At 52.6% G+C, this 26660-nt stretch carries 20 protein-coding genes and 1 pseudogene; 15 read left to right on the top strand and 6 right to left on the bottom strand.

Translation table 11 applies throughout. The features are described 5' to 3' along the window. The first annotated feature begins 296 nt into the window (after window positions 1–296). The 3 genes from FDX19_RS05225 (at window position 297) to FDX19_RS05215 (ending at window position 2795) form a co-directional block, all read left to right on the top strand. On the top strand, window positions 297–2012 hold the full coding sequence (locus FDX19_RS05225; RefSeq protein WP_137381858.1) for an ABC-F family ATP-binding cassette domain-containing protein: 1716 nt from the start codon (window positions 297–299) through the stop codon (window positions 2010–2012). Window positions 2013–2232: 220 nt separating this feature from the next. After that, window positions 2233–2511 (top strand): type II toxin-antitoxin system RelE/ParE family toxin, encoded by a 279-nt coding sequence (locus FDX19_RS05220; RefSeq protein WP_137381857.1) that lies wholly within the window; start codon window positions 2233–2235, stop codon window positions 2509–2511. Further along, on the top strand, window positions 2511–2795 hold the full coding sequence (locus tag FDX19_RS05215) for a HigA family addiction module antitoxin (protein WP_137381856.1): 285 nt from the start codon (window positions 2511–2513) through the stop codon (window positions 2793–2795). Before FDX19_RS05220 ends, FDX19_RS05215 begins: the two co-directional genes overlap by 1 nt. A gap of 43 nt (window positions 2796–2838) precedes the next feature. Here FDX19_RS05215 and FDX19_RS05210 read toward each other — a convergent pair whose 3' ends face one another. From FDX19_RS05210 to fdnG, 4 genes and pseudogenes are all read right to left on the bottom strand, one after another. Next, window positions 2839–3441 (bottom strand): inorganic diphosphatase, encoded by a 603-nt coding sequence (locus tag FDX19_RS05210; protein WP_137381855.1) that lies wholly within the window; start codon window positions 3439–3441, stop codon window positions 2839–2841. 128 nt (window positions 3442–3569) lie between these two features. Next, window positions 3570–4226, bottom strand: coding sequence for a formate dehydrogenase-N subunit gamma (gene fdnI, locus FDX19_RS05205; protein ID WP_137381854.1), 657 nt, complete (start codon window positions 4224–4226; stop codon window positions 3570–3572). Next, window positions 4219–5103 carry a formate dehydrogenase N subunit beta gene (gene fdnH, locus FDX19_RS05200; protein WP_003833024.1) on the bottom strand — a complete coding sequence of 295 codons (885 nt, stop codon included), beginning with the start codon at window positions 5101–5103 and terminating at the stop codon, window positions 4219–4221. Before fdnH ends, fdnI begins: the two co-directional genes overlap by 8 nt. 12 nt (window positions 5104–5115) lie before the next feature. Next, a pseudogene (gene fdnG / locus FDX19_RS05195) lies at window positions 5116–8107 on the bottom strand (formate dehydrogenase-N subunit alpha). A gap of 286 nt (window positions 8108–8393) precedes the next feature. Here fdnG and yddG point away from each other — a divergent pair. The 3 genes from yddG (at window position 8394) to FDX19_RS05180 (ending at window position 11337) form a co-directional block, all read left to right on the top strand. Continuing rightward, a complete protein-coding gene (yddG, locus tag FDX19_RS05190) occupies window positions 8394–9275 on the top strand; it encodes an aromatic amino acid efflux DMT transporter YddG (RefSeq protein WP_137381853.1) in 882 nt (293 codons plus the stop codon). A 458-nt stretch (window positions 9276–9733) separates the two neighbouring features. After that, a complete protein-coding gene (ompD, locus tag FDX19_RS05185) occupies window positions 9734–10813 on the top strand; it encodes a porin OmpD (protein WP_137381852.1) in 1080 nt (359 codons plus the stop codon). Between the two features lie 143 nt (window positions 10814–10956). Beyond that, a complete protein-coding gene (locus FDX19_RS05180) occupies window positions 10957–11337 on the top strand; it encodes a GFA family protein (protein ID WP_086523677.1) in 381 nt (126 codons plus the stop codon). On the opposite strand, the gene FDX19_RS05175 is transcribed toward FDX19_RS05180, so the two are convergent. After that, complete coding sequence (locus FDX19_RS05175) at window positions 11338–12825, bottom strand: MFS transporter (protein ID WP_137381851.1); 1488 nt, start codon at window positions 12823–12825, stop codon at window positions 11338–11340. Between the two features lie 117 nt (window positions 12826–12942). Here FDX19_RS05175 and FDX19_RS05170 point away from each other — a divergent pair, with 117 nt between their 5' ends. From FDX19_RS05170 to FDX19_RS05140, 7 genes are all read left to right on the top strand, one after another. Then, window positions 12943–13521: a TetR family transcriptional regulator gene (locus FDX19_RS05170; RefSeq protein ID WP_137381850.1), complete on the top strand. Its 579-nt coding sequence runs from the start codon at window positions 12943–12945 to the stop codon at window positions 13519–13521. 207 nt (window positions 13522–13728) lie between these two features. Then, on the top strand, window positions 13729–15114 hold the full coding sequence (locus FDX19_RS05165) for a NarK family nitrate/nitrite MFS transporter (protein WP_137381849.1): 1386 nt from the start codon (window positions 13729–13731) through the stop codon (window positions 15112–15114). A gap of 55 nt (window positions 15115–15169) precedes the next feature. Further along, window positions 15170–18910 carry a nitrate reductase subunit alpha gene (locus FDX19_RS05160; RefSeq protein WP_137381848.1) on the top strand — a complete coding sequence of 1247 codons (3741 nt, stop codon included), beginning with the start codon at window positions 15170–15172 and terminating at the stop codon, window positions 18908–18910. Then, window positions 18907–20451 carry a nitrate reductase subunit beta gene (narH, locus tag FDX19_RS05155; protein ID WP_137381847.1) on the top strand — a complete coding sequence of 515 codons (1545 nt, stop codon included), beginning with the start codon at window positions 18907–18909 and terminating at the stop codon, window positions 20449–20451. The genes FDX19_RS05160 and narH overlap by 4 nt, the downstream gene beginning before the upstream one ends. Then, window positions 20451–21146, top strand: coding sequence for a nitrate reductase molybdenum cofactor assembly chaperone (gene narW, locus FDX19_RS05150; protein WP_137381878.1), 696 nt, complete (start codon window positions 20451–20453; stop codon window positions 21144–21146). The genes narH and narW overlap by 1 nt, the downstream gene beginning before the upstream one ends. Next, complete coding sequence (gene narI, locus FDX19_RS05145) at window positions 21143–21823, top strand: respiratory nitrate reductase subunit gamma (protein WP_137381846.1); 681 nt, start codon at window positions 21143–21145, stop codon at window positions 21821–21823. The genes narW and narI overlap by 4 nt, the downstream gene beginning before the upstream one ends. Before the next feature lie 96 nt (window positions 21824–21919). After that, window positions 21920–22813, top strand: a complete 894-nt coding sequence (locus tag FDX19_RS05140; RefSeq protein WP_137381845.1) for a PhzF family isomerase — start codon at window positions 21920–21922, stop codon at window positions 22811–22813. A gap of 58 nt (window positions 22814–22871) precedes the next feature. Here FDX19_RS05140 and nhoA read toward each other — a convergent pair whose 3' ends face one another. Next, on the bottom strand, window positions 22872–23717 hold the full coding sequence (nhoA, locus tag FDX19_RS05135; RefSeq protein WP_137381844.1) for an N-hydroxyarylamine O-acetyltransferase: 846 nt from the start codon (window positions 23715–23717) through the stop codon (window positions 22872–22874). Window positions 23718–23875: 158 nt separating this feature from the next. On the opposite strand from nhoA, the gene FDX19_RS05130 reads away from it, so the two are divergent. Further along, entirely contained in the window at window positions 23876–24448 is a 573-nt protein-coding gene (locus tag FDX19_RS05130; RefSeq protein ID WP_137381843.1) for a flavin reductase family protein, read from the top strand. A 215-nt stretch (window positions 24449–24663) separates the two neighbouring features. Further along, window positions 24664–26640, top strand: a complete 1977-nt coding sequence (locus FDX19_RS05125) for an alkyl/aryl-sulfatase (protein ID WP_137381842.1) — start codon at window positions 24664–24666, stop codon at window positions 26638–26640. Window positions 26641–26660: the final 20 nt, after the last annotated feature.

Raw genomic sequence — 26660 nt, 5'->3', positions numbered from 1 at the left:
TTCCTCTGATGTTGGGGGCTGTAAGCTTGCACAACGGTGTAAGTTGCGTTTACACTTTCACCATCGATTAACATTCGGAAAAAATAAAAGGAGGATACTTATGCTGTACTGTGAACGTTTTATCGTTTCACATGCTTTTGGCGATCGCCAGTGCTCAAGCGTTATCGGTATCGTGCTGCGATAACTTCTGCTTGAGCGAAGCTAACTTCTAAATCCCCTTCTCTCGGGCTTACCGGGTTATCGTCAGCGATGTTTGACGAGGCGTTTTTACGCCTGTAACTCTTGAGTAAGCAACAATGAGCACATTACTAACCGCACAATCCTTACACGTTGATACGGCATTCGGCACCCTGTTCGACGATCTCTCTTTTACCCTGAAAAAAGGCGACCGTATTGGGCTAATCGGCTACAACGGCTGCGGAAAAAGCACGCTGCTAAAACTGCTTGATGGCACAATCGCTCCCACCAGTGGAATCATTGCGCAGGCGAATCACTGCCACCTCGCCCGCGTGGAGCAGCACTTGCCGGACGATATACTGCCACTTACGTTGCAGGAGGCTGTACTTGCTCAGCTTCCTGAACATGAGCGCGCCAGCCAGCAGTGGCGTGTTGAAGCGTTGCTCGCCGAAATGGGCTTTACGCCGGAAAATTTGCATCTCACGGCGCAAACGCTGAGCGGTGGACAGCACACACGCCTGCTGCTGGCGCGTGCGCTAATGCGAAACCCTGACCTGATGCTACTGGACGAGCCTGGCAACCACCTGGATTTGCCGACATTGCTGTGGCTGGAACAGTTCTTACAGAACTGGTCTGGCAGCTTCGTGGTGGTGTCCCATGATCCACAACTGCTTGATGCCGTTACGCAGGGAACATGGATCCTGCGCGATCGCACACTGCACGCTTTTGATCTTCCCTGCAGCGCCGCTCGTCAGGCTCTGGTTGAGAGAGATGCCAGCGATGCACTGCGCTATAAGGCGGAACAAAAGGAAATTGACCGCGTTACCGCCAGTGCCAAACGACTGGCAACCTGGGGGCGTGTCTACGACAACGAAGATTTGTCCCGCAAAGCGAAGCAGATGGAAAAGCAGGTGCAGCGCCTGAAGGATGTTCAGACGGAAGTGACCGCAGGAAGTCAGTGGACACTAACATTACAGGGTGATGCCCTGCGTGCCGATCGCCTGCTGGAAATGACAAACCTGGCTGTCGCGCCAGCGCCTGACGCCGCGACGTTATTTTCCATCGCCGGGATCAGGATAAAAAGTGGTGACCGGGTGGCAATTGTTGGGCGTAACGGCTGCGGGAAATCATCGCTGCTACGGCTTATCTGGCAGCAGTATCAGTCGCAAATGGCATCGCGTTCACTGGTGCTGCACCCTCGCGTCACACTGGGGTATTACGATCAGACGCTACACCAGCTCGCCGATGACGACACGTTGTTTGATGCCCTCGAACCGTTTGCTCCGCAGCCTGATGTTCGCAAGATGGCGCTGATTAGCGCGGGCTTCCCGTGGGTCCGCCATCAGCAGCGGGTCAATACCTTAAGCGGTGGAGAGCGCTCGCGGCTACTGTTTGTCGGGCTTACGCTGGCGCGTTATAGCCTGCTAATGCTCGATGAACCCACCAACCATCTGGACATGGAAGGTAAAGAAGCGCTGGCGCAGACGCTACAAAGTTTCAGCGGCGGCGTGCTGCTGGTCAGCCATGACCGACAGCTTATCAGCCAAAGCTGTAACCGGTTCTGGTTTATCGATAATGGCGAACTTAGCGAATGGCACGATCTGGACGCGATCAACGATCGTATTCGGGAAACGTCTGAGGAGATGAGCGTTCCCAAAACGGTGGTCGAAGCGAGAGCCGAAATACGTGGTGACAGCGATGAATTACTGGAACAGCTTCTCGAGCTGGAGCAACGTCTGGCCGACGATCTCGCCCGCAAGCCGAAACATCAAAAGCCGCTGTTGCAGGCGCAATGGCGTAAGGAGATTGAGCGCCTGAACTCACAACTGGAGTAATCTCTATTGCCGGATGGCGCAGGCCCGTCCGGCCTACATCAGCAAAATGCGCGTGTAGGCCTGCCATCCGGCGATTCTTGCGTGGCGCTTTCCAGATTTGCCCCTTCTCCCTTTTCCTTTTTGTGCATTCACCGCACAATTTTAAATATCGCAATCCTGGTGTTGCGCTTAAAGGAACATTAATGGTAGTGTTCCTCTTGAAGGAACAAGGATGATACGGATGATCATGAACTTCAGGCACAAGGGATTGCGCGATTTGTTTCTTCATGGACGAACATCAGGCGTTATGGTGAAACATGTCCGACGATTACGTCACAGACTTGCCGTTATTGATGCGGCAAGCAAGGTTACAGATATCAATATGCCCGGTTATCAGCTACATCCTCTGGCGGGCGAGCGTGACGGCAGATGGGCAATTTCTGTTTCAGGTAACTGGCGTATTACGTTTGAATTCGTCAATGGCGACGCGTACATACTGGACTACGAGGACTATCATTGATGAAGATGGCAAATCATCCCCGTCCTGGGGATATCATTCAGGAAGCGCTGGACGAACTCACTGTCAGCCTGCGCGAGTTTGCCAGAGCGATGGCGATTGCACCTTCAACGGCAAGTCGGCTATTAACCGGGAAAGCGGCCCTAACGCCGGAGATGGCGATTAAACTCTCCGTGGTGATTGGCAGTTCCCCCGAAATGTGGTTAAACCTGCAAAATGCCTGGAGCCTGGCAGAGGCCAAAAAAAATGTGGATACTTCACGCCTGCGTAAGCTGGCAGCACAGTGATAAAAATGAATGCCGGATACGCTAACGCCATCCGGCACTTTTATTATTTCTGCGGTGATTTCGCCTTCCAGGCATCCCATGCCTGCTTGATCTCTTGTTTCGCGGTGGCCGCATCGTTAAAGCCATTTAACTCTACTTTCTTACGCCCTTCCGGCAACGCTTTGTATACGCGGAAAAATGACTCCAGTCGTTGCACTTCGATCTTTGGCAAATCGCTCAGCTCTTTGATGTCGTCATAGGTGGGGTCAATTTTGCTGGCCGGCACGGCGACAATTTTATCGTCCTTTTCTCCGCCATCGATCATCTTCAGCACGCCAATCGCGCGCAGCTTAATCAACGTTCCCGGAGCCAGCGGCGCGCGGGTATAAAAGATGACATCCAACGGGTCGCCGTCACCGGCTAAAGACTGGGTCAATGAACCGTAGTTGGCGGGATAGGCAACCGGCATCGACTGGAAGCGATCGGCCACGATAAAACCGGTTTTCGCATCGGTTTCATATTTGATGATCCCGCCTGCCGGGATTTCGGTCACGGCATAAAACTCTTCCGGGTTATTCTCCGGCTGCGGAAATTCGAGGATATTCTGCGCCTGTGCGGACGCACAGAGAAATACGCTGACTGCGAGTAATTTTTTCACCAGATGCATTGTCTTTTAACTCTTCTCTTATTGGAAAGACAACACCTTACGTATGCCAGATGACAGAAACATGACGTTTTTTTGGCAAAAAAATGGCGCTACATCCGCAGCGCCATTGTTGTCAGAAAGCGTCAGGTTTACTTAACCCCTTCTTCACTCTCTTTCTTTGCTTCCAGCTTCCCAACATCGCGATACCAGCGTGGGTGGTGTTTCTTCGCCCAGCGACGGCTCACTTTCCCTTCAACCATGCCTTTAATTGATCCTTTCACCCAAAATGCCATATACATATGGATGAGGATAGCGTGCATCAGAATAATGCCCGCCGCAGCGTGGATCAGCAGGCTGTAACGCACTACCTGCATCGGGAAATACTGCGCAAAGTATGGACGCCAGATAATAACGCCCGTGACCAGCAGCACAAAAATCATGCTCATGATCGACCAGAACATCATTTTCTGCCCGGCGTTGTACTTGCCCACATCCGCCACTTTATGTTCATTGCCTTTCAGCACTTCCACAATGTTTTTCAGCCACGGGATATCTTTTTTATCCGGGATGTTGTGGTGAACAAAGCGTACAAACATGAACATCAGCGCCACGAAGATCAGTATGCCGAAGAACGGGTGCAAAATGCGTCCCATCTGCGGCGTACCGAAAGTTTGCGTCAGCCATTGCAGAGTCGGGAAGAAAAACGAAATCCCCGACAGCGCCACCAGGAAGAAGCAGATCACCACCGTCCAGTGACAGGCGCGATCGATAAATTTCGTGCGCACAATCATTTTCGACTTACTCATGATGATCCTCCTCGTCGTCGTCCACTTCCTTATTCGGGCCGATGCCAATGTAGTGGTAAATCAGTCCGGCGAAGGTGGCGATAAATCCGGCGGCGGCCAACGGTTTCAGTGCCCCTTTCCACAGGTTGATAGAGGTATCTATCTGCGGATCTTTCGGTAAACCGTGGTACAGCTCCGGCTGGTTGGCATGATGCAGAACGTACATGACGTGCGTCCCCCCCACCCCCTCTGGGTTGTAGAGTCCGGCATGTTCGAAACCGCGTGCTTTTAGTTTCGCCACACGCTGTTCGCCCATTTCCAGCATCTCTTGTTTAGTGCCGAAATGTATCGCCCCGGTCGGACAGGTCTTCACGCAGGCAGGTTCTTGCCCAACGCTGACGCGATCCACACACAGCGTACATTTATACACGCGGTTATCCTCTTTATTGAGGCGCGGAATATTAAATGGACACCCGGCAATACAGTACCCGCAACCAATGCAATGCTCTGACTGGAAATCAACAATCCCGTTCGCGTACTGGATGATGGCCCCGGCAGACGGGCATGCCTTCAGGCAGCCCGGATCTTCACAGTGCATACAGCCGTCTTTACGAATCAGCCATTCCAGCTTGCCGTTCTGTTCGGTTTCGGTAAACCGCATGACCGTCCAGGACTTGGCGCTGAGATCGGCCGGGTTGTCATACACCCCGACGCAATGACCCACTTCATCGCGGATATCGTTCCACTCTGAGCAGGCCACCTGACAGGCTTTACAGCCTATACAGGTGGAAACGTCGATCAGTTTCGCGACTTCGGCTTTGTAATCACGGGCCTGAGGTGGCGGCGTGATGGAGTTTGTTGCGGACCTTTTGATGATGTCCTGCGTTTCCATAGACATATATTCGCCCCCTTACGCCTTCTCGATGTTAACTAAAAACGCTTTGTATTCCGGCGTTTGCGAGTTTGCATCACCGACGTTCGGCGTCAGGGTGTTGGCGATAAAGCCTTTACGCGCGACTCCTTCAAAGCCCCAGTGGATCGGGATCCCTACGGTTTCGACCTTCTGACCGTTGACGTTCAGGGTTTGCAGACGACGGGTGACCACCGCAACCGCACGAATAAATCCGCGTTTGCTGCTGACTTTCACGTAGTCGCCGTTGCCGATACCTTTTGCTGACGCCAGCGTTTCGCTGATTTCCACAAACTGCTCTGGCTGGGCAATCGCATTCAACAATGCATGTTTGGTCCAGGTGTGGAAATGTTCGGTCAGACGATAGGTGGTCCCGACGTATGGGAAGTCCTGCTTCGTCCCCATGCGCAATGCATCCGCCTCGTACAGACGCGCTGCCGGGTTGGAGATCACGTTCGGGTGCAGCGGGTTAGTACCCAGCGGCGTTTCCATCGGCTCGTAGTGTTCCGGGAACGGCCCTTCCGCCAGCTTATCGATGGCAAACAGACGCCCCAGCCCTTCCGGCTGCATGATAAACGGATTGGTGCCACTGCCCGGCGCAGCGTTGTTGAAGTCAGGGATATCGTTACCGGTCCACTTAGTCCCGTTCCACTGGATCAACATTCGTTTCGGATCCCACGGTTTACCCTGTGGATCTGCCGACGCGCGGTTGTACAGTACACGGCGGTTCAGTGGCCATGCCCATGCCCAACCCAGCGTATTACCAAGACCTGATGGGTCGGCGTTATCGCGGTTGGCCATCTGGTTGCCCTGCTCGGTCCAGCTACCGGTATAAATCCAGCAGGAGGATGACGTTGTACCGTCATCACGCAGGAGCGCAAAGCTGTTGAGCAACTGACCTTTTTTCGCCACCAGCACGCCATTGGCATCATAGAGATCTTCCAGCGCATAGCCGTTGTTCTCTTTGGCCACTTCCTCGGAATGCGGTTCGTCCGGTAGCTTATAGTTCCAGCTCATTTTCAGCACAGGCTCTACTGCTTTACCGCCTTCGGTGCGATACATTTCGCGCAGACGATGGTAAATACCGGCCAGAATTTCGCCGTCATTACGCGCTTCACCTGGTGCATCCTGACCTTTCCAGTGCCACTGCAGCCAACGGCCAGAGTTAGCAATCGAGCCGTCTTCTTCTGCAAAGCAGGTGGATGGCAGACGGAAAACTTCAGTCTGAATCGACGCCGGATCGACATCGTTGGATTCGCCGTGGTTTTGCCAGAATGTGGACGTTTCTGTGACCAGCGGATCGATAACCACCAGATACTTCAGTTTGCTGAGGCTCTGTACCACTTTGTTTTTGTCCGGGAAGGACGCAACCGGGTTAAAGCCCTGACAGATGTAGCCGGTGACTTTCCCGCTATCCATCATGTTGAAATATTTGATGACGTCGTAGGACTGATCCCACTTCGGCAGCCATTCAAAGCCCCAGTCGTTTTCTTTCTGTGCCGCATCGCCGTAGAAAGATTTCATCAAACTGACGAAGAACTTCGGATAGTTGCCCCAGTAGTTAACCTGGGAGGCCAGCGTCGCTTTGGGGGTATTGGCGGCCAGATAGGTTTGCAGATCAGTCTGCTTTTCTGACGGCAGCGTCAGATAACCGGGCAGACTGGTCGATAACAGACCCAAGTCGGTTAAGCCCTGAATGTTGGAGTGACCGCGTAATGCGTTTACGCCGCCACCGGCCATCCCCATGTTACCGAGCAGCAACTGGATCATCGCCATGGTGCGGATGTTCTGCGCCCCAACGGTATGCTGCGTCCAGCCCAGCGCGTACAGGAAGGTGGTGGTACGGTCGGCCGCGCTGGTGGAGGCCAGCACTTCACACACTTTCAGGAAGTCGGCTTTCGGCGTACCGCAGATGTTTTCCACCACATCCGGCGTATAACGGGAAACGTGCTGTTTGAGCAGGTTCCACACGCAGCGGGGATGGCTTAAGGTTTCATCGCGTTTTGCGTAGCCATTTTCATCGAACTGGTAGTTCCAGGACGACTTATCGTATTGACGTTTTTTGGCGTCGTAACCGCTGAACAGACCGTCTTCAAAAGCAAAATCATCCCGCACCAGCAGGCTGGCGTTGGTGTAGTGCTTAACGTATTCAGCGTTAATTTTGTTATTTTCAATCAGATACAGCAATACGCCGGAAAGGAACGTAATGTCCGTGCCGGAGCGAATCGGCGCATAGATATCCGCGACCGACGCTGTACGTGTAAAACGGGGATCGACAACAATCAGCGTAGCATCATTGTTGTTTTTAGCTTCCATCGCCCAGCGGAATCCGACTGGATGTGCTTCAGCGGCGTTACCGCCCATCACCATCACGACGTTAGCGTTTTTGATATCATGGTCCGTGTCAGACGCGTGCCTGGTTGTCTACCGCCAGCATGCCGAGTGAGCGCACGAATTTTTGCGTCAGCATGCCGGTTTCATTACTCGCCGCAGATGCACACAGCATCCCGGTTGAAAGCCAGCGGTTTACCGTGACGCCCTGCTCATTCTTCTCAATAAAGTTGGCGTCACGGTCTGCTTTCATCAGTTTCGCGATGCGGGAGAAAGCTTCATCCCAACTGATGCGTTGCCATTTGTCAGAGCCAGGAGCGCGATATTCCGGGTAGCGTAAACGGTTTTCACTGTGCACGTAATCCAGTAATCCTGCGCCCTTAGGACAAAGTGCCCCACGGCTCACCGGATGATCCGGATCCCCTTCGATATGATAAATCGACTCTTTGGCGTTTTTTGCTCCATCACCCAGGCTATACATTAATAGCCCGCAACCTACGGAACAGTATGTGCAGGTGTTTCGGATCTCTTTTGCGCGTAACAGTTTGTAGTTTCGCGCCTGAGCCAGTGCCATTTTGGGTGCAAAACCCAGTGCGGCCACTGTTGTCCCCGCCATACCGCCCGCGCAGATTTTAAAGAATTGTCTGCGGCTGACGTCCATTGCTTTCCTCTTTTTTACAGGGGTTCGTACAAGACATCTTTCTCGTTGCGCCAGCGCGGCAGTCTGAAAGATGACATGTACAACTTCGCGACGAAACTAACAGCTATATCCATATTTTTTTTGCGTCAAATCAATAACGAAACGGTTCCGCTACTAAATAGTGCAGTTTGTGTAACCTTTGTACCCACAAGGAGTTAGCTAAAAGCTAATTAGTTAGCCCGCGCTGACGTAAAAGTGCTATAAATTTCAGCTTCATTTTTGCCAGGACGACGGACAGACAAACAGCATGACAAAACAAAAAGCAACGTTAATCGGACTCATTGCCATCGTGCTGTGGAGCACGATGGTGGGGTTGATGCGTGGAGTGAGTGAAGGACTGGGGCCGGCGGGCGGCGCAGCGTTGATTTTCTCATTAAGCGGTATTCTACTGATATTTACCGTCGGATTTCCGAATATCAAAAAAATTCCGCCTCGCTATTTAATCGCGGGTAGCGTGCTTTTTGTCAGCTATGAAATGTGCCTGGCTCTGGCACTAGGTTATGCCGCTACCCGCCACCAGGCAATAGAAGTAGGAATGGTCAATTATCTCTGGCCAAGTCTGACGATTTTGTTTGCTATATTATTTAATGGTCAAAAAACAAACTGGATGATAATTCCTGGATTAATTCTCGCATTGACCGGAGTCTGCTGGGTTTTAGGTGGCGAGAACGGTCTAAATCCAGGAGAAATTATCAGCAACATTGCCAGTAGTCCGCTGAGTTATTTTCTCGCATTTTTGGGTGCTTTTATCTGGGCAACATATTGCACAGTCACTAATAAATTTGCGAAAGGGTTTAACGGTATCACCGTTTTTGTTTTACTGACGGCGGCAAGTTTATGGGTCTACTATTTTATGACGCCACAACCAGAAATGGTTTTTAGCACGCCGGTGACCATTAAGATGTTCACGGCTGCATTAACGCTAGGATTTGCCTACGCAGCATGGAATATCGGAATTTTACACGGTAATGTCACTGTCATGGCGGTAGGCTCTTATTTCACTCCCGTGCTTTCCTCTGCACTGGCTGCCGTACTGCTCAGCGCCCCGCTGTCGTTCTCGTTCTGGCAAGGCGCAGTGATGGTCTGTGCTGGCTCGCTACTGTGCTGGCTGGCAACACGTCGGGCATAGAAATCAGGCCGGGTTTCTGGCATAGAGACAAAACCCGGCTACACTCTGGTCAGTTAACGGATAATAATTGTACATTCCGCTTGCGTTTTATGTTTTTATTTGTTTAATTAAATGTTAAATAACTGGTAATTAATCAACACCCGGAAATATTTTATGTTTACCTATAACCCTCCGGTTGTATATATTTTACATAGGTTACTAACGATTAGTAAACCATAATCACTACAATAGTCCCCATCGAAAATATATCCCAACAAAAGATCACATATTAATATTAATATAATCAGCTGTATTATGTAGATCTGGATCACACAAATTCAAATATTCCGCAATATTATGAAACTTATTATTGAACTAATACCACATCGTCATTTAAAAATAGTTCGTCATTGATGAACGGCCTCGTTTAGCAATGGTTTAGGAAACACACCAAGAAAAAATTATAAGGATTATTTAGAATGAAACTTAAATTAGTTGCAGTGGCAGTGACTACCCTGTTGGCAGCAGGTGCGGTAAACGCAGCTGAGATTTATAACAAAGACGGTAACAAACTGGATCTGTACGGTAAAGTTCACGCTCAGCATTACTTCTCTGACGATACCAGCAGCGATGGTGACAAAACTTACGCGCGTCTGGGCTTCAAAGGCGAAACTCAGATCAACGACCAACTGGTTGGTTTCGGCCAGTGGGAATATGAATTCAAAGGCAACCGTTCTGAAGATCAAGGTTCCGAAGCAGACAAAACCCGTCTGGCATTCGCTGGCCTGAAATTCGCTGAATACGGTTCTTTCGACTACGGTCGTAACTACGGCGTAGCTTACGACATCGGCGCATGGACTGACGTCCTGCCAGAATTCGGCGGTGATACCTGGACCCAGACTGACGTCTTCATGACTCAGCGTGCTACCGGCGTTGCAACTTACCGTAACACTGACTTCTTCGGTCTGGTTGAAGGTCTGAACTTTGCTGCTCAGTATCAGGGCAAAAACGACCGCGACAGCGACGTTGAAGCGAACGGCGACGGTTTCGGTCTGTCTTCTACTTATGAATACGAAGGCTTCGGCATCGGTGCAACCTATGCGAAATCTGACCGTACTGATGACCAGATGCGCAATGGCAACAACGAATTCTACGCTTCCGGTAAAAACGCCGAAGTATGGGCTGCTGGCCTGAAATATGATGCGAACAACATCTACCTGGCAACCACCTACTCTGAAACCCGCAACATGACCACCTTCGGTAAAGTTGACGGTATCGCTAACAAAGCGCAGAACTTTGAAGTTGTTGCTCAGTACCAGTTCGACTTCGGTCTGCGTCCGTCCATCGCTTACCTGAAATCCAAAGGTAAAGATCTGGGTGTTTACGGCGACCAGGATCTGGTTGAATACATCGATCTGGGTGCGACCTACTACTTCAACAAAAACATGTCTACCTTCGTTGATTACAAAATCAACCTGCTGGACGACAACAAATTCACTTCTGACGCCCGTGTTAGCACTGACAACATCGTGGCAGTTGGTCTGAACTACCAGTTCTAATTTTGTTGTAAGTTGAATACAAAGCCAGTCCATCCAGGGCTGGCTTTTTCTCTTGATGTAGACTCGGTCATAAGGAGTATGCCGTGCAGACGTTCACTGGTCGTTGTCTTTGCGGACAGAGTCATTTTACCGTAAACGTCGAAATGCTTGATGTCTATGCCTGCCACTGCACGCTGTGCCAGAAATGGTCCGGTGGTGTCGCCATGTATCTGGAAGCCAGCGGTCATCCACTACTGTCCCCTGATTCAGCAGAACCTTCGCACTTTCCCTCATCAACGCGCGGAGAACGTTTCTTCTGTTCCGGCTGTGGATGCCCCTTGTGGTTTACACTGACCGATAGCGATCGCTACTTTATTCCGTGGACATTGCTGGAGCTGAATGAGGTGGATCGTCGCCGTCTGATTCTGGCGGCTGAAATCTATACCGAAACACAGCCTGCGTTCTGGCGGTTGACGGGGCAATACGCTCGCCTGAGTGGAAAAGAGGTCGAAGCGATGGATTACCCCTGTCATTTAGCTCACTAGTTATTGACGGTTCACTTTTGCCAGGCTGAACCACATCCCTACCGCTAATACGATAAGCATGCTGCCAGCGCTGCTCAATGCCACGCTGTGCGACCAGGTAAATGCTTCTCTGGCAGCTGCAAGCAACGCGTCGCTAAGAGACGGCGAAAGCGAATGTGCTAATTGCACCGCCTCACCCATTGACGATGAAGCACGTTCCAGCTCCTGCGCATTGAGGCCGGCAGGCGGTAGAATCGACGCGGAAAAACTACGGCTTAGCAAGAGACCAAAAATCGCGATCCCAAGGCCGGCCCCCAGTTCATAGGCCATGGTTTCGATAGCCCCTGCAGCGGCGGCTTTTTCAGCCGGGGCTGCCGCCATAATGGCCGCCGTTGAGGCCAGTAGCGCGCTGGCGGCACTGAACCCCAGTAATGCCATTAATATCCAGGCCTGGATCTGCTGAGTGCTGAAATCCGTCATTGCCAGACCGTAGAAACTGACTGCACTCAACGCCATCCCTGCCGTTGCCACGCAGCGCAATCCCAGCCGTGAAACCAACATACCGGCAATCGGGCCGCTGAAGCCACTCGCCAGCATGACGGGTAGCATAAACAGCCCCGCCTGATACGGCGTTAATCCATGAACAAACTGTAATTCCTGGGCCATCAGAAGCTCAAACCCCACCAGGGTGATCATCGCCGTCATCGCCATTACCACGCCGCTTAAGATAATGCGATGGGTGAACAATCGCATATCAATCATCGGACGTGAGGCCGCAAGCTGAATACGCACAAATTTCCACAACAGCACTGCTCCGGTTAGCAGCGTCAATACGATAACCCCGGTCGCCATATGCCCTTTTAGCGCCGTTTTAGCACTGTAAACCAGCAGTAAAATCGCCACGATCAACATAATCGCATGGCCAAAATTTAACGACTGACCCCGGCGCCCGGTCTGGCGTGGCACGTAACGTGCGGTCAAGGCCATCACCACCAGAACAATGGGCACATTGATTAAGAACACAGAGCCCCAGTAGAAATGCTCCAGCAACATACCACCGACTAAGGGACCAAATGCCGCACCGCCGGAACCGACGGCAGCCCAGACGCCAAGCGCCATATTGCGATGACGTTGTTCGGCAAAGGTGGCGCGAATACCTGCCAGCGTCGCCGGAACGATCATCGCTGCACCAATGGCCAGCACGGCCCGGGTTGCGATTAGCCAGCCGGCACTGTGCGCAAACGCGGCAGCCAGCGAAGCCAGACCAAATAGCCCACCACCCAGCATCAGCAAACGTTTAAAACCGATGCGATCGCCCAACGCCCCCATCGGTAACACCATACCGGCCATCACCAGAGAATAGATATCAATGATCCACAGCAGCTCGTTACCACTGGCACCCAGCGTCATACTCAGCGTGGGCGCGGCAACGTGCAGCACCGTTGCATCAATCGCAACAGGGATGTAGACCAGCACAATAATCACTAACGTTAACCACTGACGAAACATAAAACTCCCTACAAAACTGAAACTGGACACATGTCCAGCTTTAGCGATCCTACGGAAAATTGAACGTATGTCCAACTTTTTGTTAAACTGCCAATAATGTGAATATAGGGAGGTAGTATGAGCTATATGAATCGGGATGAACGTCGGGAATTGATCCTGCAGGCGGCAATGCGCGTGGCGCTTGAAGAAGGATTTTCCGCCATGACCGTGAGACGTATTGCCGCAGAGGCTCAGGTAGCGACCGGGCAACTGCATCATCATTTTACCTCTGCCGGTGAACTCAAATCCCAGGCCTTTGTGCGCCTGATCCGCACCCTTCTTGATGCCGAACTGGTCAGCGAAAACGCAACTTATCGTGAACGACTTCATGCCATGTTGGGAAGTGAAGACGGTGGGTTCGAACCGTATATCAAGCTGTGGCGCGAAGCGCAGATCCTCGCCGATAAGGACCCGGAAATCAAAAGCGCTTACCTGCTCACAATGCGTATGTGGCATGAAGAAACCGCCGCGATCATTACCCACGGGCAGAAAGCCGGCGAGTTCTCCTCAGCGCCTGATGCCGCCGACGTCGCCTGGCGTTTAATTGCGCTGGTGTGCGGACTGGATGGGATGTATATGCTGGGCTTTGCAGAAATGGCCGATCCGGCTTTCGATCGCCACCTGGATCGCATGATAACGCTGGAGTTATTTATTTGATGTTATACATGAATTAACAATACACCTTTTCAATTTACAATTAGTAACACTTAAGCAACATGTTATTCCTCTGACACGCCGCGTTATTGCGCTTTTTTATCTATCCTTTCAGTCAATATTCCTAAAACTTTTCAATAATTTCTAATCAGCACCAGTGCGGAACCCCAGGCGTTTATTTATTGAACGACGTGCGCATGTGAGGAAAATATGCCATCAACAAATGAGAAGAATAATCGTTATCTTTTGACTGACTGGAAACCAGAAAATCCCGCTTTTTGGGAAAATAAAGGCAAACACATTGCGCGAAGAAACCTCTGGATATCAGTGAGTTGCTTACTACTCGCGTTCTGCGTCTGGATGTTGTTTAGCGCCGTTGCTGTCAACCTGAATAAAATTGGTTTTAATTTCACCACCGATCAACTCTTTTTATTAACGGCATTACCCTCTCTGTCTGGCGCAATATTACGCGTCCCCTACTCCTTTATGGTACCTATATTTGGCGGCCGCCGTTGGACCGTTTTTAGTACGATAATCCTGGTTATTCCCTGTGTATGGCTCGGTTTCGCTGTGCAAAATACCGCTACTCCTTTCGGTGTATTTATCATCATTGCGTTGATGTGTGGTTTTGCCGGTGCCAATTTTGCCTCCAGTATGGGGAATATCAGTTTCTTCTTCCCGAAAGCGAAGCAAGGCAGTGCGCTGGGCGTGAATGGCGGTCTCGGTAACCTTGGCGTCAGCGTGATGCAGTTAATCGCGCCGTTAGTCATTTTCCTGCCCCTGTTTACCTTTTTAGGGGTACAAGGCGTACCGCAGCCTGACGGTTCTTTATTGTCACTGGCAAACGCCGCATGGATTTGGGTTCCGCTGCTGCTGCTCTCAACGCTGGCTGCGGGTGTGGGAATGAATGACATCGCCAGTTCGAAGGCCTCAATCGCCTCTCAGTTACCGGTCCTCAAACGCTTTCATCTGTGGCTGCTAAGCCTGTTGTACCTCGCCACTTTCGGTTCGTTTATCGGCTTTTCAGCCGGTTTTGCCATGCTAGCGAAAACCCAGTTCCCCGACGTAAATATTCTGCAACTGGCGTTCTTTGGGCCGTTTATCGGCGCACTGGCACGTTCGGCGGGCGGCGTTATCTCTGACAAGTTCGGCGGAGTACGGGTCACGTTAATCAACTTCATCTTTATGGCGCTGTTTAGTGCGCTGCTGTTTCTTACCCTCCCCGGCTCAGGAGAAGGAAATTTTGTTGCCTTCTATCTGGTGTTCATGGGCTTGTTCCTGACCGCGGGACTGGGCAGCGGTTCAACCTTCCAGATGATTGCGGTGATCTTTCGCAAAATCACCATCTACCGCGTGAAGCTACAGGGTGGAACGGAAGAACAAGCTCAGCGTGAAGCGGTGACCGATACCGCAGCGGCACTGGGTTTTATCTCCGCCATCGGCGCTGTGGGTGGCTTCTTCATTCCAAAAGCCTTTGGTTCTTCTCTGGCGCTGACCGGTTCGCCGGTCGGGGCAATGAAAATCTTTTTAGTGTTTTACATCGTCTGCGTGCTGGTGACCTGGTTGGTCTATGGCCGCAAATCGCAAAAAAAATAACAACTATTTGGCCTGCAGATCGTAGGCAGCGTCCATTAGGAGCAGGAGAAATGTCATGAGTAAACTGTTGGATCGCTTTCGCTACTTTAAACAAAAGGGCGAGACGTTTGCCGAGGGGCATGGGCAAGTGATGCACACCAACCGGGACTGGGAAGACAGCTATCGTCAACGCTGGCAGTTCGACAAAATTGTGCGGTCTACCCACGGCGTGAACTGTACCGGCTCATGCAGCTGGAAAATCTACGTTAAAAACGGACTTGTGACCTGGGAAACACAACAAACTGACTACCCGCGAACCCGTCCCGATCTGCCCAATCATGAGCCACGCGGCTGCCCGCGCGGTGCCAGCTATTCCTGGTATCTCTACAGCGCTAACCGCCTGAAATACCCGCTGGTACGTAAACGGTTGATCGAACTGTGGCGCGACGCCCTGTCCCGCCAGCCCGACCCGGTGCTGGCCTGGGAATCTATTATGAACGACCCGCAAAAATGCCAGAGCTACAAACAGGTGCGCGGGCGCGGCGGGTTTATTCGTTCCAACTGGAAAGAGCTAAACCAACTGATTGCCGCCGCCAACGTCTGGACGGTAAAAACCTATGGCCCGGACCGGGTGGCCGGATTCTCACCGATTCCCGCCATGTCGATGGTTTCCTACGCTGCGGGGACGCGTTACCTCTCGCTGCTGGGTGGAACCTGCCTGAGCTTCTATGACTGGTACTGCGATTTACCGCCGGCGTCACCCATGACCTGGGGTGAGCAGACCGACGTTCCGGAGTCAGCCGACTGGTATAACTCCAGCTATATCATTGCCTGGGGCTCAAACGTCCCACAAACCCGTACGCCAGACGCCCACTTCTTTACGGAAGTGCGTTATAAAGGCACCAAGACAATTGCCATTACGCCGGACTACTCAGAGGTCGCCAAGTTATGCGACCAGTGGCTGGCGCCGAAACAAGGGACCGACAGCGCACTGGCCATGGCCATGGGGCACGTGATCCTCAAAGAATTCCACCTCGACAAACCCAGCGATTACTTCCTCAATTACTGCCGCCGCTACACCGATATGCCCATGCTGGTCCTGCTGGATGGCCGCGAAGATGGTAGTTTTGTCCCTGGTCGAATGATGCGCGCTTCAGACCTGGTTGATGGTCTGGGTGAAACCAACAACCCGGAATGGAAAACCGTAGCGTTTAACAGCAACGGTGAACTGGTCGTGCCAAACGGTTCGATTGGCTTTCGTTGGGGTGAAAAAGGGAAATGGAACCTGGAGCCGCTGGCGGCTGGCGCGGAAACAGAGCTGTCGTTGTCATTGCTCGGACAGCACGATGACGTGGCCGGTGTCGCCTTCCCTTACTTTGGCGGCAATGAAAACCCACATTTTCGCAGCGTGAAGCAGGAACCGGTGCTGATTCGACAATTGCCGGTAAAACGTCTCACCCTCGCGGATGGCAGCGTTTGTCCGGTGGTCAGCGTCTATGACCTGGTGCTGGCGAATTACGGCCTCGACCGTGGTCTGGATGACGTTCATAGCGCACAAGATTACAGCGAAGTTAAAGCCTACACCCCGGCCTGGGGCGAACAAATTACGGGTGTTCCGAGCCGTCATATCGAACAAATCGCCCGTGAGTTTGCCGATACCGCACACAAAACCCACGGTCGCTCGATGATCATCCTCGGTGCGGGTGTAAACCACTGGTACCACATGGACATGAACTATCGAGGGATGATCAACATCCTGGTGTTCTGCGGCTGCGTCGGACAAAGCGGCGGCGGCTGGGCCCACTATGTGGGTCAGGAGAAACTGCGTCCGCAAACCGGCTGGCTGCCACTGGCCTTTGCGCTGGACTGGAACCGTCCACCGCGCCAGATGAACAGCACCTCGTTTTTCTACAACCACTCCAGCCAGTGGCGTTATGAGAAAGTCACCGCGCAGGAGCTGCTCTCTCCGTTGGCCGATGCCTCGAAGTTCACCGGGCATCTGATCGACTTCAACGTCCGCGCCGAGCGGATGGGCTGGTTACCGTCTGCCCCGCAGCTCAACCTTAACCCACTCACGGTAAAAGCAAAGGCGCAACAAGCGGGATTATCCCCTGCTGAATACACCGCGCAGGCGCTGAAGTCCGGTGATATCCGCTTTGCCTGCGAACAACCTGACAGCGGCCAAAACCATCCACGTAACCTGTTCGTCTGGCGTTCTAACCTGTTGGGCTCTTCCGGTAAAGGGCATGAATACATGCTCAAATATCTGCTGGGTACTGAAAGTGGGATTCAGGGTGAAGCGCTTGGCGAAACCGATGGCATTAAACCGGAAGAAGTGGAATGGCAGTCGGCGGCGATTGAAGGCAAGCTCGACCTGTTGGTGACGCTCGACTTCCGCATGTCCAGCACCTGTCTGTTCTCCGATATCGTGTTGCCTACCGCCACCTGGTATGAAAAAGACGATATGAACACCTCGGATATGCATCCGTTTATTCACCCGCTGTCGGCTGCAGTCGATCCTGCCTGGGAGTCAAAAAGCGACTGGGAAATTTATAAAGGCATCGCCAAGGTGTTTTCTGAGGTCTGCGTCGGCCATCTGGGGCAAGAAACCGATGTGGTACTGCAACCGCTGCAGCACGACTCCCCGGCAGAACTGGCGCAGCCGTTTGATATCCTGGACTGGCGTAAAGGCGAATGCGACCTTATTCCGGGTAAGACTGCGCCCAATATTGCCGTTGTGGAGCGTGATTATCCCGCCACTTACGAACGCTTCACCTCGCTCGGGCCGTTGATGGACAAGCTCGGTAACGGTGGGAAAGGTATTGCGTGGAATACCCAGGCGGAAGTCGATTTCCTCGGCAAGTTGAATTACACCAAGCGCGAAGGTCCGGCGAAAGGCCGCCCGCTGATCGACACCGCGCTGGATGCCTCGGAAGTGATCCTCGCGCTGGCGCCGGAAACCAACGGCCAGGTGGCGGTGAAAGCCTGGCAAGCACTGGGGGCAATGACCGGTCGGGACCATACGCATCTGGCGTTGAACAAAGAAGACGAAAAGATTCGTTTTCGCGACATTCAGGCGCAGCCGCGCAAAATCATCTCCAGTCCGACCTGGTCGGGTCTTGAAAGCGAGCATGTCTCTTATAACGCAGGCTATACCAACGTGCATGAGCTGATCCCATGGCGCACCCTGTCGGGTCGACAGCAACTGTATCAGGATCACGCGTGGATGCGCGCCTTCGGCGAAAGTCTGGTGGCTTATCGTCCACCCATTGATACCCGTAGCGTCAGCGAAATGCGTGAGATCCCGCCAAACGGCTTCCCGGAGAAAGCGCTCAACTTCCTGACGCCGCACCAGAAATGGGGCATCCACTCTACCTACAGTGAAAACCTGCTGATGCTGACGCTGTCGCGTGGCGGGCCGATTGTCTGGATCAGTGAAACTGATGCTAAGGAGTTAGGTATTGAAGACAACGACTGGATCGAAGCTTTCAATGCAAACGGAGCCCTGACCGCACGCGCGGTGGTCAGCCAGCGTGTACCGCCAGGCATGACCATGATGTACCACGCACAGGAACGAATCATGAATATACCCGGTTCCGAAGTCACCGGAATGCGCGGCGGTATTCATAACTCCGTCACCCGTGTGTGTCCTAAACCGACCCACATGATTGGCGGCTATGCGCAGTTGGCATACAGCTTCAACTATTACGGAACAGTCGGCTCTAACCGCGATGAGTTCATCATGATTAGGAAAATGAAAAATATTAACTGGCTGGATGATGAAGGTCGCGATCAGGTACAGGAGGCGAAAAAATGAAAATACGCTCACAGGTAGGCATGGTACTGAATCTGGATAAGTGCATCGGCTGCCACACCTGCTCCGTCACCTGTAAAAACGTCTGGACCGGGCGTGAAGGGATGGAATATGCGTGGTTTAACAACGTCGAAACCAAACCCGGCATTGGTTACCCGAAAAACTGGGAGGACCAGGAAGAGTGGCAAGGCGGCTGGGTGCGCGATGTTAACGGTAAAATCAGACCGCGTCTGGGCGGCAAGATGGGGGTGATCACCAAAATCTTCGCCAACCCTGTCATTCCACAAATCGATGATTATTACGAACCGTTTACCTACGATTACCAGCATCTGCACAGTGCGCCGGAAGGCAAAAATCAGCCCACCGCCCGCCCGCGTTCGCTGATTGATGGTAAACGGATGGACAAAATTATCTGGGGCCCCAACTGGGAAGAATTACTTGGCGGTGAATTCTCAAAACGTGCCCGTGACCGTAACTTCGAGAAGATGCAAAAGGAGATGTACGGTCAGTTTGAAAACACCTTCATGATGTATTTGCCACGCCTGTGCGAACACTGCCTGAACCCAAGCTGTGTCGCCACCTGCCCGAGTGGTGCTATCTATAAGCGTGAAGAAGATGGCATCGTGCTGATCGACCAGGATAAGTGCCGCGGCTGGCGTTTGTGCATCAGCGGTTGTCCGTATAAAAAAATCTACTTCAACTGGAAGAGCGGCAAGTCAGAAAAATGCATCTTCTGCTATCCACGTATTGAATCCGGCCAACCTACCGTGTGTTCCGAAACCTGCGTCGGACGTATCCGCTATCTTGGCGTGCTGCTGTACGACGCCGATCGCATTGAGGAAGCGGCCAGCACCGAACATGAAACCGATCTTTATGAGCGTCAGTGCGATGTGTTCCTTAACCCGCACGATCCGGCCGTCATTGAAGAAGCGCTGAAACAGGGTATTCCGCACAACGTGATTGAGGCGGCTCAGCGTTCACCGGTTTACAAAATGGCGATGGACTGGAAGCTGGCACTGCCGCTGCACCCGGAATACCGCACTCTGCCGATGGTCTGGTATGTGCCGCCGTTGTCACCGATTCAGTCTTACGCTGATGCCGGTGGTCTGCCGCACAATGGCAACATTCTGCCCGCGGTTGAGTCACTGCGAATCCCGGTCCAGTACCTCGCCAACATGCTCAGTGCAGGTGATACCGGCCCCGTACTGCGCGCCCTGAAACGCATGATGGCGATGCGTCACTACATGCGCTCACAAACCGTGGAAGGTGTAACCGATACCCGTGCAGTTGAGGAAGTGGGCTTAACCGTTGAACAGGTTGAGGAGATGTACCGCTATTTGGCCATTGCCAACTACGAAGACCGCTTTGTGATCCCAACCAGCCATCGTGAAATGGCGCGTGACGCTTTCCCGGAGAAAAACGGGTGCGGCTTCACCTTCGGCGACGGCTGTCACGGCTCGGACACCAAGTTCAATCTGTTTAACAGTAGCCGCATTGACGCTATCGATATCACCGAAGTACGCGATAAAGCGGAGGGTCAATGATGCAAATCCTCAAGGTTATCGGTCTGCTGATGGAATATCCGGACGCGTTGCTCTGGGAGTGCAAAGATGACGCTTTCGCGCTGGTCGCCAGTGATGCGCCCATGCTAAGCAGCTTTACCCACGAGCTGCTCAATGCCCCGTTACTGGATAAGCAAGCCGAATGGTGTGAAGTATTTGACCGTGGACGCGCCACTTCACTGCTGTTGTTCGAGCATGTGCATGCCGAATCCCGCGACCGCGGTCAGGCGATGGTCGACCTGCTGGCCCAGTACGAAAAAGTCGGACTACAGCTCAACTGTCGCGAACTGCCGGATCACCTGCCGCTGTATCTGGAATATTTAAGCGTGCTGCCTGAAGCAGAAGCCAAAGAGGGATTGCAGAACGTTGCCCCGATACTGGCGCTGCTCGGCGGGCGGTTAAAACAGCGCAATACCCCCTGGTATCAACTGTTTGACGCCCTGCTGCTGCTTGCCGGAAGTCCTCTATCAAGTGACAGTGTCACAAAACAGGTTGGCGCTGAAACCCGCGATGATACCCGTCAGGCGCTGGATGCCGTCTGGGAAGAGGAACAGGTGAAGTTTATTGAGGATAATGCGACTGCCTGTGACAGTTCACCGTTACAAAACTATCAACGACGCTTTAGCCAGGACGTGGCACCACAATATGTCGACGTCAGCGCGGGAGGCCCGAAATGATACAGTATCTGAACGTCTTTTTTTACGACATCTACCCGTATCTGTGCGGCACGGTGTTTATCCTCGGGAGTTGGTTACGCTACGACTACGGCCAGTACACCTGGCGCGCCTCCTCCAGTCAGATGCTGGATAAACGCGGTATGGTGCTATGGTCAAACTTGTTCCATATCGGCATTTTGGGGATCTTCTTTGGACACCTGTTTGGCATGTTAACCCCACACTGGATGTATGCCTGGTTCCTGCCAATCGCGGTGAAACAACAGATGGCGATGATTGCTGGCGGTCTGTGTGGCGTATTGACGCTGGTAGGCGGCGCGGGTCTGCTGGTGCGCCGTCTGACAAACTCGCGTATTCGCGCAACGTCCTCAACTGCCGATATTCTGATCCTGTGTATCCTGTTGATTCAGTGTATCCTCGGCCTGACCACTATCCCGTTTTCGGCACAACATCCGGACGGCAGTGAAATGCTGAAACTGGTGGGCTGGGCGCAATCGGTCGTCACCTTCCAGGGCGGTGCGTCTGCACATCTGGATGGCGTGGCGTTGATCTTCCGGGTACACCTGGTGCTGGGGATGACGATTTTCCTGCTGTTCCCGTTCACCCGTCTGGTTCACGTCTGGAGCGCACCGGTTGAGTATTTCACTCGCCGTTACCAGATAGTACGTTCTCGCCGATAATTTTCTCTGCTGTCCGGTAGCGCGTGCGCTTACCGGGCAGCATCGCTATCCCACTTTTTGTACGTTATGATGCTTCTCCATTCCAGGAGAACGCCAATGAAACCACAGGTTTACCACGTTGATGCCTTTACCTCAGAACCCTTTCGCGGCAATTCAGCGGGAGTTGTGCTGCATGCGGATGGGTTGAGTGACACCCAGATGCAACTGATAGCACGTGAGCTGCGCCATTCGGAAACGGCTTTTCTACTGACCAGTGACGACAGCGATGTGCGTATTCGCTACTTCACGCCAACGGTCGAAGTGCCCATCTGTGGGCATGCTACCGTCGCCGCGCATTATGTTCGCGCCAACGTGCTGGGGCTGGGTGATACGACCGTCTGGCAAACGTCACTCGCCGGTCGCCACCGGGTCGACGTACGCACGCACGGCGCTGACTACCGCATCAGCCTGGAGCAAGGGAAACCTGTTTTTGAGGCACCGCTGGATGGAGCAATTCGCCGTGCGATTATTAACGCGCTGCACCTCACTGAAGACGATATGCTGCCTGGGTTGCCGATTCAGGTGGCATCTACCGGGCATTCAAAAGTGATGATCCCACTGAAGCCCGAGGTGAATATTGACGCCCTTTCCCCTGACCTGCCCGCGCTGACGGCAATTAGCAAAGAGATTGGCTGTAACGGCTTCTTCCCGTTTCAACTCCGTCCGGGCGAAAACGCAACCGATGGCCGCATGTTTTCACCGGCTATTGGAATTGTGGAAGATCCGGTTACCGGCAACGCGAATGGTCCAATGGGGGCCTGGCTGGTACACCATAACCTGATGGCCCATGATGGCAAAACGTTGCATGTTCAGGGGCACCAGGGGCGTGCGCTGGGACGCGACGGTGTGGTTGATGTGACAGTGACTATCCGTGATAACCAGCCAGAAAAAGTGATGATTTCCGGCTCGGCAGTGATCCTGTTTCACGCCGAATGGGCGATAGATTTTTAAATCTTCATGTAGGCCGGATAAGGCGATTGCGCCGCATCCGGCATTAATTCTGATGCCCCTATTTTCCCGCCTCCGGATGCGTATCAAACGCCGCCATGACCGTCGCCAGTTCCTCCTCGCTAAAGCCGTGTTTTACATCGTCAACGCCCAGTCCAAAGCGCTCCTGCAACAGCGTATACAGGCTGGCGACGTCAGGCAGATTAATCTGCTCTACCGCGTGACCATCCTGATAATGGGTAAAGTGGAAATTGGTCAACGTCAGCTTGCCGCCGTCGGGTAAATGACGACACATCAGCAGATGGTGGCGGAAATGCGACTGCGGCCAGTGTGCAGACCAGAAGTTACCCATCAGATAATCGCTGTGATGTTGCACCACCAGATCGAATCGGTACATTGACTGCCAGTGATCATGATGGCGGAACTGCAATATCCAGTCTTCCCCCTCCTGAATCAGGCGATATTCGCCGTGTGGCGTCTTCTGCTCAATGTTAGCCTGCAGACGAATCGGTGCTGTCAGCGTTTGCCCGCCGAAGCCAACGTCAGCGATCCACTGTTCACCCTGCAATTCAACCAGTAACAGGCGATGTGTCCGCGGCGGCAGGCTTGATGGATTCGCCAATACCACACGTCCCAGCAAACTGCGTACGGTAAAGCCGATGTCGCGTAGCGCCCGTTCAAATACACCATTTTGTTCAAAACAATAGCCCCCGCGGCGGGCAGTGACCAACTTCTCTTCAAGGGACACATCGTCAAGCTGCATTTCACGCGGCAGCAGCACATCAAGATTTTCAAAGGGTATGGCACCGTTATGCAGTAAGTGCAGCGCTCTCAACGTTTCAATGTCGACGTTGGGCACATCAGACCAGCCAATACGGGCAAAATAAGCGTTTAAAAAAGGCGTCATACGGGATTCCTGTTTGTTGAATGTTGTACTTATAACGCATTTTTAATTTTACGCTGTCGCTTTTGTGCGCTGTTCACCCCGGTGAGGCGACAAAATCGCTAATCCCGTTACTATCTATGTTTATTGTGATGTCATTTTTAGTCTGCCGAGGAGTCGCTATGAGTCATTTTCGTCCGGTTGAATTACAACACGCCAGCCGACTGCTTAATCACGGCCCCACCATTTTGATAACCAGTCGTGACGCGAATACAGAACGGCGTAATGTGATGGCGGCCGCGTGGTCAATGCCCGTGGAATTTGATCCGCCGCGGGTAGCCATTGTTGTCGACAAGACGGCCTGGTCGCGCGAACTGATCGAACGTAGCGGTCAATTTGGTATTGTTATTCCAGGGGTTGCCGCGACGAACTGGACCTATGCCGTAGGGAGTGTTTCCGGCCGAATAGAAGATAAGTTCAACTGCTACGGCATTCCGGTAATCAAAGGCCCGGTATTGGGACTACCGCTAATAGAAGCTAAGTGTCTCGCCTGGATGGAATGCCGCCTGCTTCCTGCCACAGCGGCTCAGGACAAATATGACACCTTGTTTGGCGAAGTGGTCTCGGCTGCCGCTGATGAGCGGGCATTTGTGCAAGGACGCTGGCAGTTTGATGATGGCAAACTCAATACACTGCATCACCTTGGTGCCGGAACATTTGTCACCAGCGGGAAACAGGTTACTGCCAGTAGATAATCACAGACAAACGGATGGCAGATCCGCCTGTCATCCCCATCAGCCTTCTCAAAACTTCCGAGAAACCAGTCAGATAAATCGTTCCCCTACCTTGCTGAACCATTCATGTGAATTATATTTAATCGTGCACTACGTCAAATATTGATTCAAAACGCAATCCGTTAAAGCAGCATCTCCCCAGAACTGGACTTACGAAGTGTCAGAGAGGTTTTACGATGCAACTTAATAGAATCGCACAAAGCTTTATACTTGCTGGGTTATTAACGTCTTTTGCTGTTCCCGTCATGTCTGTTGAAGCCCCGAAAGAGGCGACGGCGGCCACGCAACAAGCCAACAATGCGCTCTACAATCAACTCCCCTTTTCTGATAACACCGACTTTACCGACGCGCACAAGGGCTTTATCGCCCCGATTCCTCAGGACGTGATCAAAGGTGAACAAGGCAACGTTATCTGGAATCCGCAACAGTACGCGTTTATTAAGGAAGGCGATAAGGCGCCGGATACGGTAAACCCGAGCTTGTGGCGCCAGTCTCAGTTGATCAATATCAGCGGGTTGTTTGAAGTCACTGAGGGTGTCTATCAGATCCGTAACCTCGATTTGTCGAATATGACCATCATCGAAGGTAAAGAAGGCATCACCGTTGTTGACCCGCTGGTCTCGGCAGAAACGGCCAAAGTCGGGATGGATCTCTACTTTAAAAACCGTGGCAAAAAACCGGTTGTCGCGGTGATTTATACCCACAGCCACGTCGACCATTACGGTGGTGTGCGCGGCGTTATTGATGAAGCCGATGTTAAAGCAGGCAAAGTGAAGGTCTATGCGCCTGCCGGCTTTATGGAAGCAGCGGTTGCTGAAAACATCATGGCCGGTAACGTCATGAGCCGCCGCGCCAGCTACATGTACGGTAACCTGCTAAAACCTGATGCTAAAGGTCAGGTCGGCGCCGGGCTGGGAACCACCACTTCCGCAGGAACGGTTACGCTGATTGCGCCAACGAATATCATCGAGAAAGATGGGCAAAAAGAGGTTATCGATGGCCTGACCTATGACTTCATGTTGGCCCCGGGCTCCGAAGCGCCTTCAGAAATGTTGTGGTACATCGAAGAGAAAAAACTCATCGAATCGGCTGAAGATGTCACCCATACCCTGCACAACACCTACTCTCTGCGCGGTGCAAAAATCCGCGAACCGTTGCCATGGTCCAAATATATCAACGAAGCGATTGTACGCTGGGGTGATAAGGCGGAAATTCTGATGGCACAGCACCATTGGCCGACCTGGGGCAATGACAAGGTGGTGAGCCTACTGAAAAGCCAGCGCGATCTGTACCGTTATATTAACGACCAGACGCTGCGCATGGCCAACGAAGGTCTGACCCGTGATGAAATCGCGGCGAACTTTAAGTTGCCGGATTCATTGGCACACACCTGGGCGAACCGCGGGTACTATGGCTCCGTAAGCCACGATGTGAAAGCCACCTACGTGCTGTACCTCGGCTGGTTTGACGGCAACCCGGCAACGCTGGATGAACTGCCGCCAGAAGAAGCAGCGAAGAAATTCGTCGACTATATGGGCGGTGCGGATGCCATTCTGCAAAAAGCGAAAGCTGACTACGACCAGGGTAACTATCGCTGGGTTGCACAGGTGGTGAGCAAAGTCGTATTTGCCGATCCGAACAACCAGGCCGCGCGAAACCTCGAAGCCGATGCGCTGGAACAATTAGGCTATCAGGCAGAGTCTGGACCGTGGCGTAACTTCTACCTGACGGGCGCACAAGAACTGCGCAACGGCGTGGTGAAAGGCCCAACGCCGAATACGGCCAGTCCGGATACCGTTCGTGCTATGACGCCGGAAATGTTCTTCGACTACCTGGCGGTACATATTAACGGGCAGAAAGCGGGCGATGCGAAATCAGTATTCAATATCGACCTTGGTAGCGATGGTGGTAAATACAAACTGGAGCTGGAAAACGGTGTTCTGAACCATACCGCTAATTCCGAAGCGAAAGATGCGGATGCCACTATCACGCTCAATCGCGATACGCTGAACAAAATCATCCTCAAGGAAGTGACGCTAAAACAGGCGCAAGACAGCGGTGATGTGAAAATTACCGGTGACGGCGCCAGGCTCGACGCCATGCTCGGTTACATGGACAAATTTGAATTCTGGTTCAATATTGTCACACCATAACGGCATCAAAAACGGGCGAA

The sequence above is a fragment of the Citrobacter sp. wls619 genome, from assembly GCF_005281345.1.
GTDB lineage: Bacteria > Pseudomonadota > Gammaproteobacteria > Enterobacterales > Enterobacteriaceae > Citrobacter.
This window is presented reverse-complemented; position numbering and strand designations above follow the sequence as displayed.

Bases quoted from the DNA above. Each gene is read 5' to 3' on its own strand.
- FDX19_RS05225 (WP_137381858.1), top strand. From the start codon at position 297: ATGAGCACATTACTAACCGCACAATCCTTACACGTTGATACGGCATTC.
- FDX19_RS05220 (WP_137381857.1), top strand. From the start codon at position 2,233: ATGATCATGAACTTCAGGCACAAGGGATTGCGCGATTTGTTTCTTCAT.
- FDX19_RS05215 (WP_137381856.1), top strand. From the start codon at position 2,511: ATGAAGATGGCAAATCATCCCCGTCCTGGGGATATCATTCAGGAAGCG.
- FDX19_RS05210 (WP_137381855.1), bottom strand. From the start codon at position 3,441: ATGCATCTGGTGAAAAAATTACTCGCAGTCAGCGTATTTCTCTGTGCG.
- fdnI (WP_137381854.1), bottom strand. From the start codon at position 4,226: ATGAGTAAGTCGAAAATGATTGTGCGCACGAAATTTATCGATCGCGCC.
- fdnH (WP_003833024.1), bottom strand. From the start codon at position 5,103: ATGTCTATGGAAACGCAGGACATCATCAAAAGGTCCGCAACAAACTCC.
- yddG (WP_137381853.1), top strand. From the start codon at position 8,394: ATGACAAAACAAAAAGCAACGTTAATCGGACTCATTGCCATCGTGCTG.
- ompD (WP_137381852.1), top strand. From the start codon at position 9,734: ATGAAACTTAAATTAGTTGCAGTGGCAGTGACTACCCTGTTGGCAGCA.
- FDX19_RS05180 (WP_086523677.1), top strand. From the start codon at position 10,957: ATGCTTGATGTCTATGCCTGCCACTGCACGCTGTGCCAGAAATGGTCC.
- FDX19_RS05175 (WP_137381851.1), bottom strand. From the start codon at position 12,825: ATGTTTCGTCAGTGGTTAACGTTAGTGATTATTGTGCTGGTCTACATC.
- FDX19_RS05170 (WP_137381850.1), top strand. From the start codon at position 12,943: ATGAGCTATATGAATCGGGATGAACGTCGGGAATTGATCCTGCAGGCG.
- FDX19_RS05165 (WP_137381849.1), top strand. From the start codon at position 13,729: ATGCCATCAACAAATGAGAAGAATAATCGTTATCTTTTGACTGACTGG.
- FDX19_RS05160 (WP_137381848.1), top strand. From the start codon at position 15,170: ATGAGTAAACTGTTGGATCGCTTTCGCTACTTTAAACAAAAGGGCGAG.
- narH (WP_137381847.1), top strand. From the start codon at position 18,907: ATGAAAATACGCTCACAGGTAGGCATGGTACTGAATCTGGATAAGTGC.
- narW (WP_137381878.1), top strand. From the start codon at position 20,451: ATGCAAATCCTCAAGGTTATCGGTCTGCTGATGGAATATCCGGACGCG.
- narI (WP_137381846.1), top strand. From the start codon at position 21,143: ATGATACAGTATCTGAACGTCTTTTTTTACGACATCTACCCGTATCTG.
- FDX19_RS05140 (WP_137381845.1), top strand. From the start codon at position 21,920: ATGAAACCACAGGTTTACCACGTTGATGCCTTTACCTCAGAACCCTTT.
- nhoA (WP_137381844.1), bottom strand. From the start codon at position 23,717: ATGACGCCTTTTTTAAACGCTTATTTTGCCCGTATTGGCTGGTCTGAT.
- FDX19_RS05130 (WP_137381843.1), top strand. From the start codon at position 23,876: ATGAGTCATTTTCGTCCGGTTGAATTACAACACGCCAGCCGACTGCTT.
- FDX19_RS05125 (WP_137381842.1), top strand. From the start codon at position 24,664: ATGCAACTTAATAGAATCGCACAAAGCTTTATACTTGCTGGGTTATTA.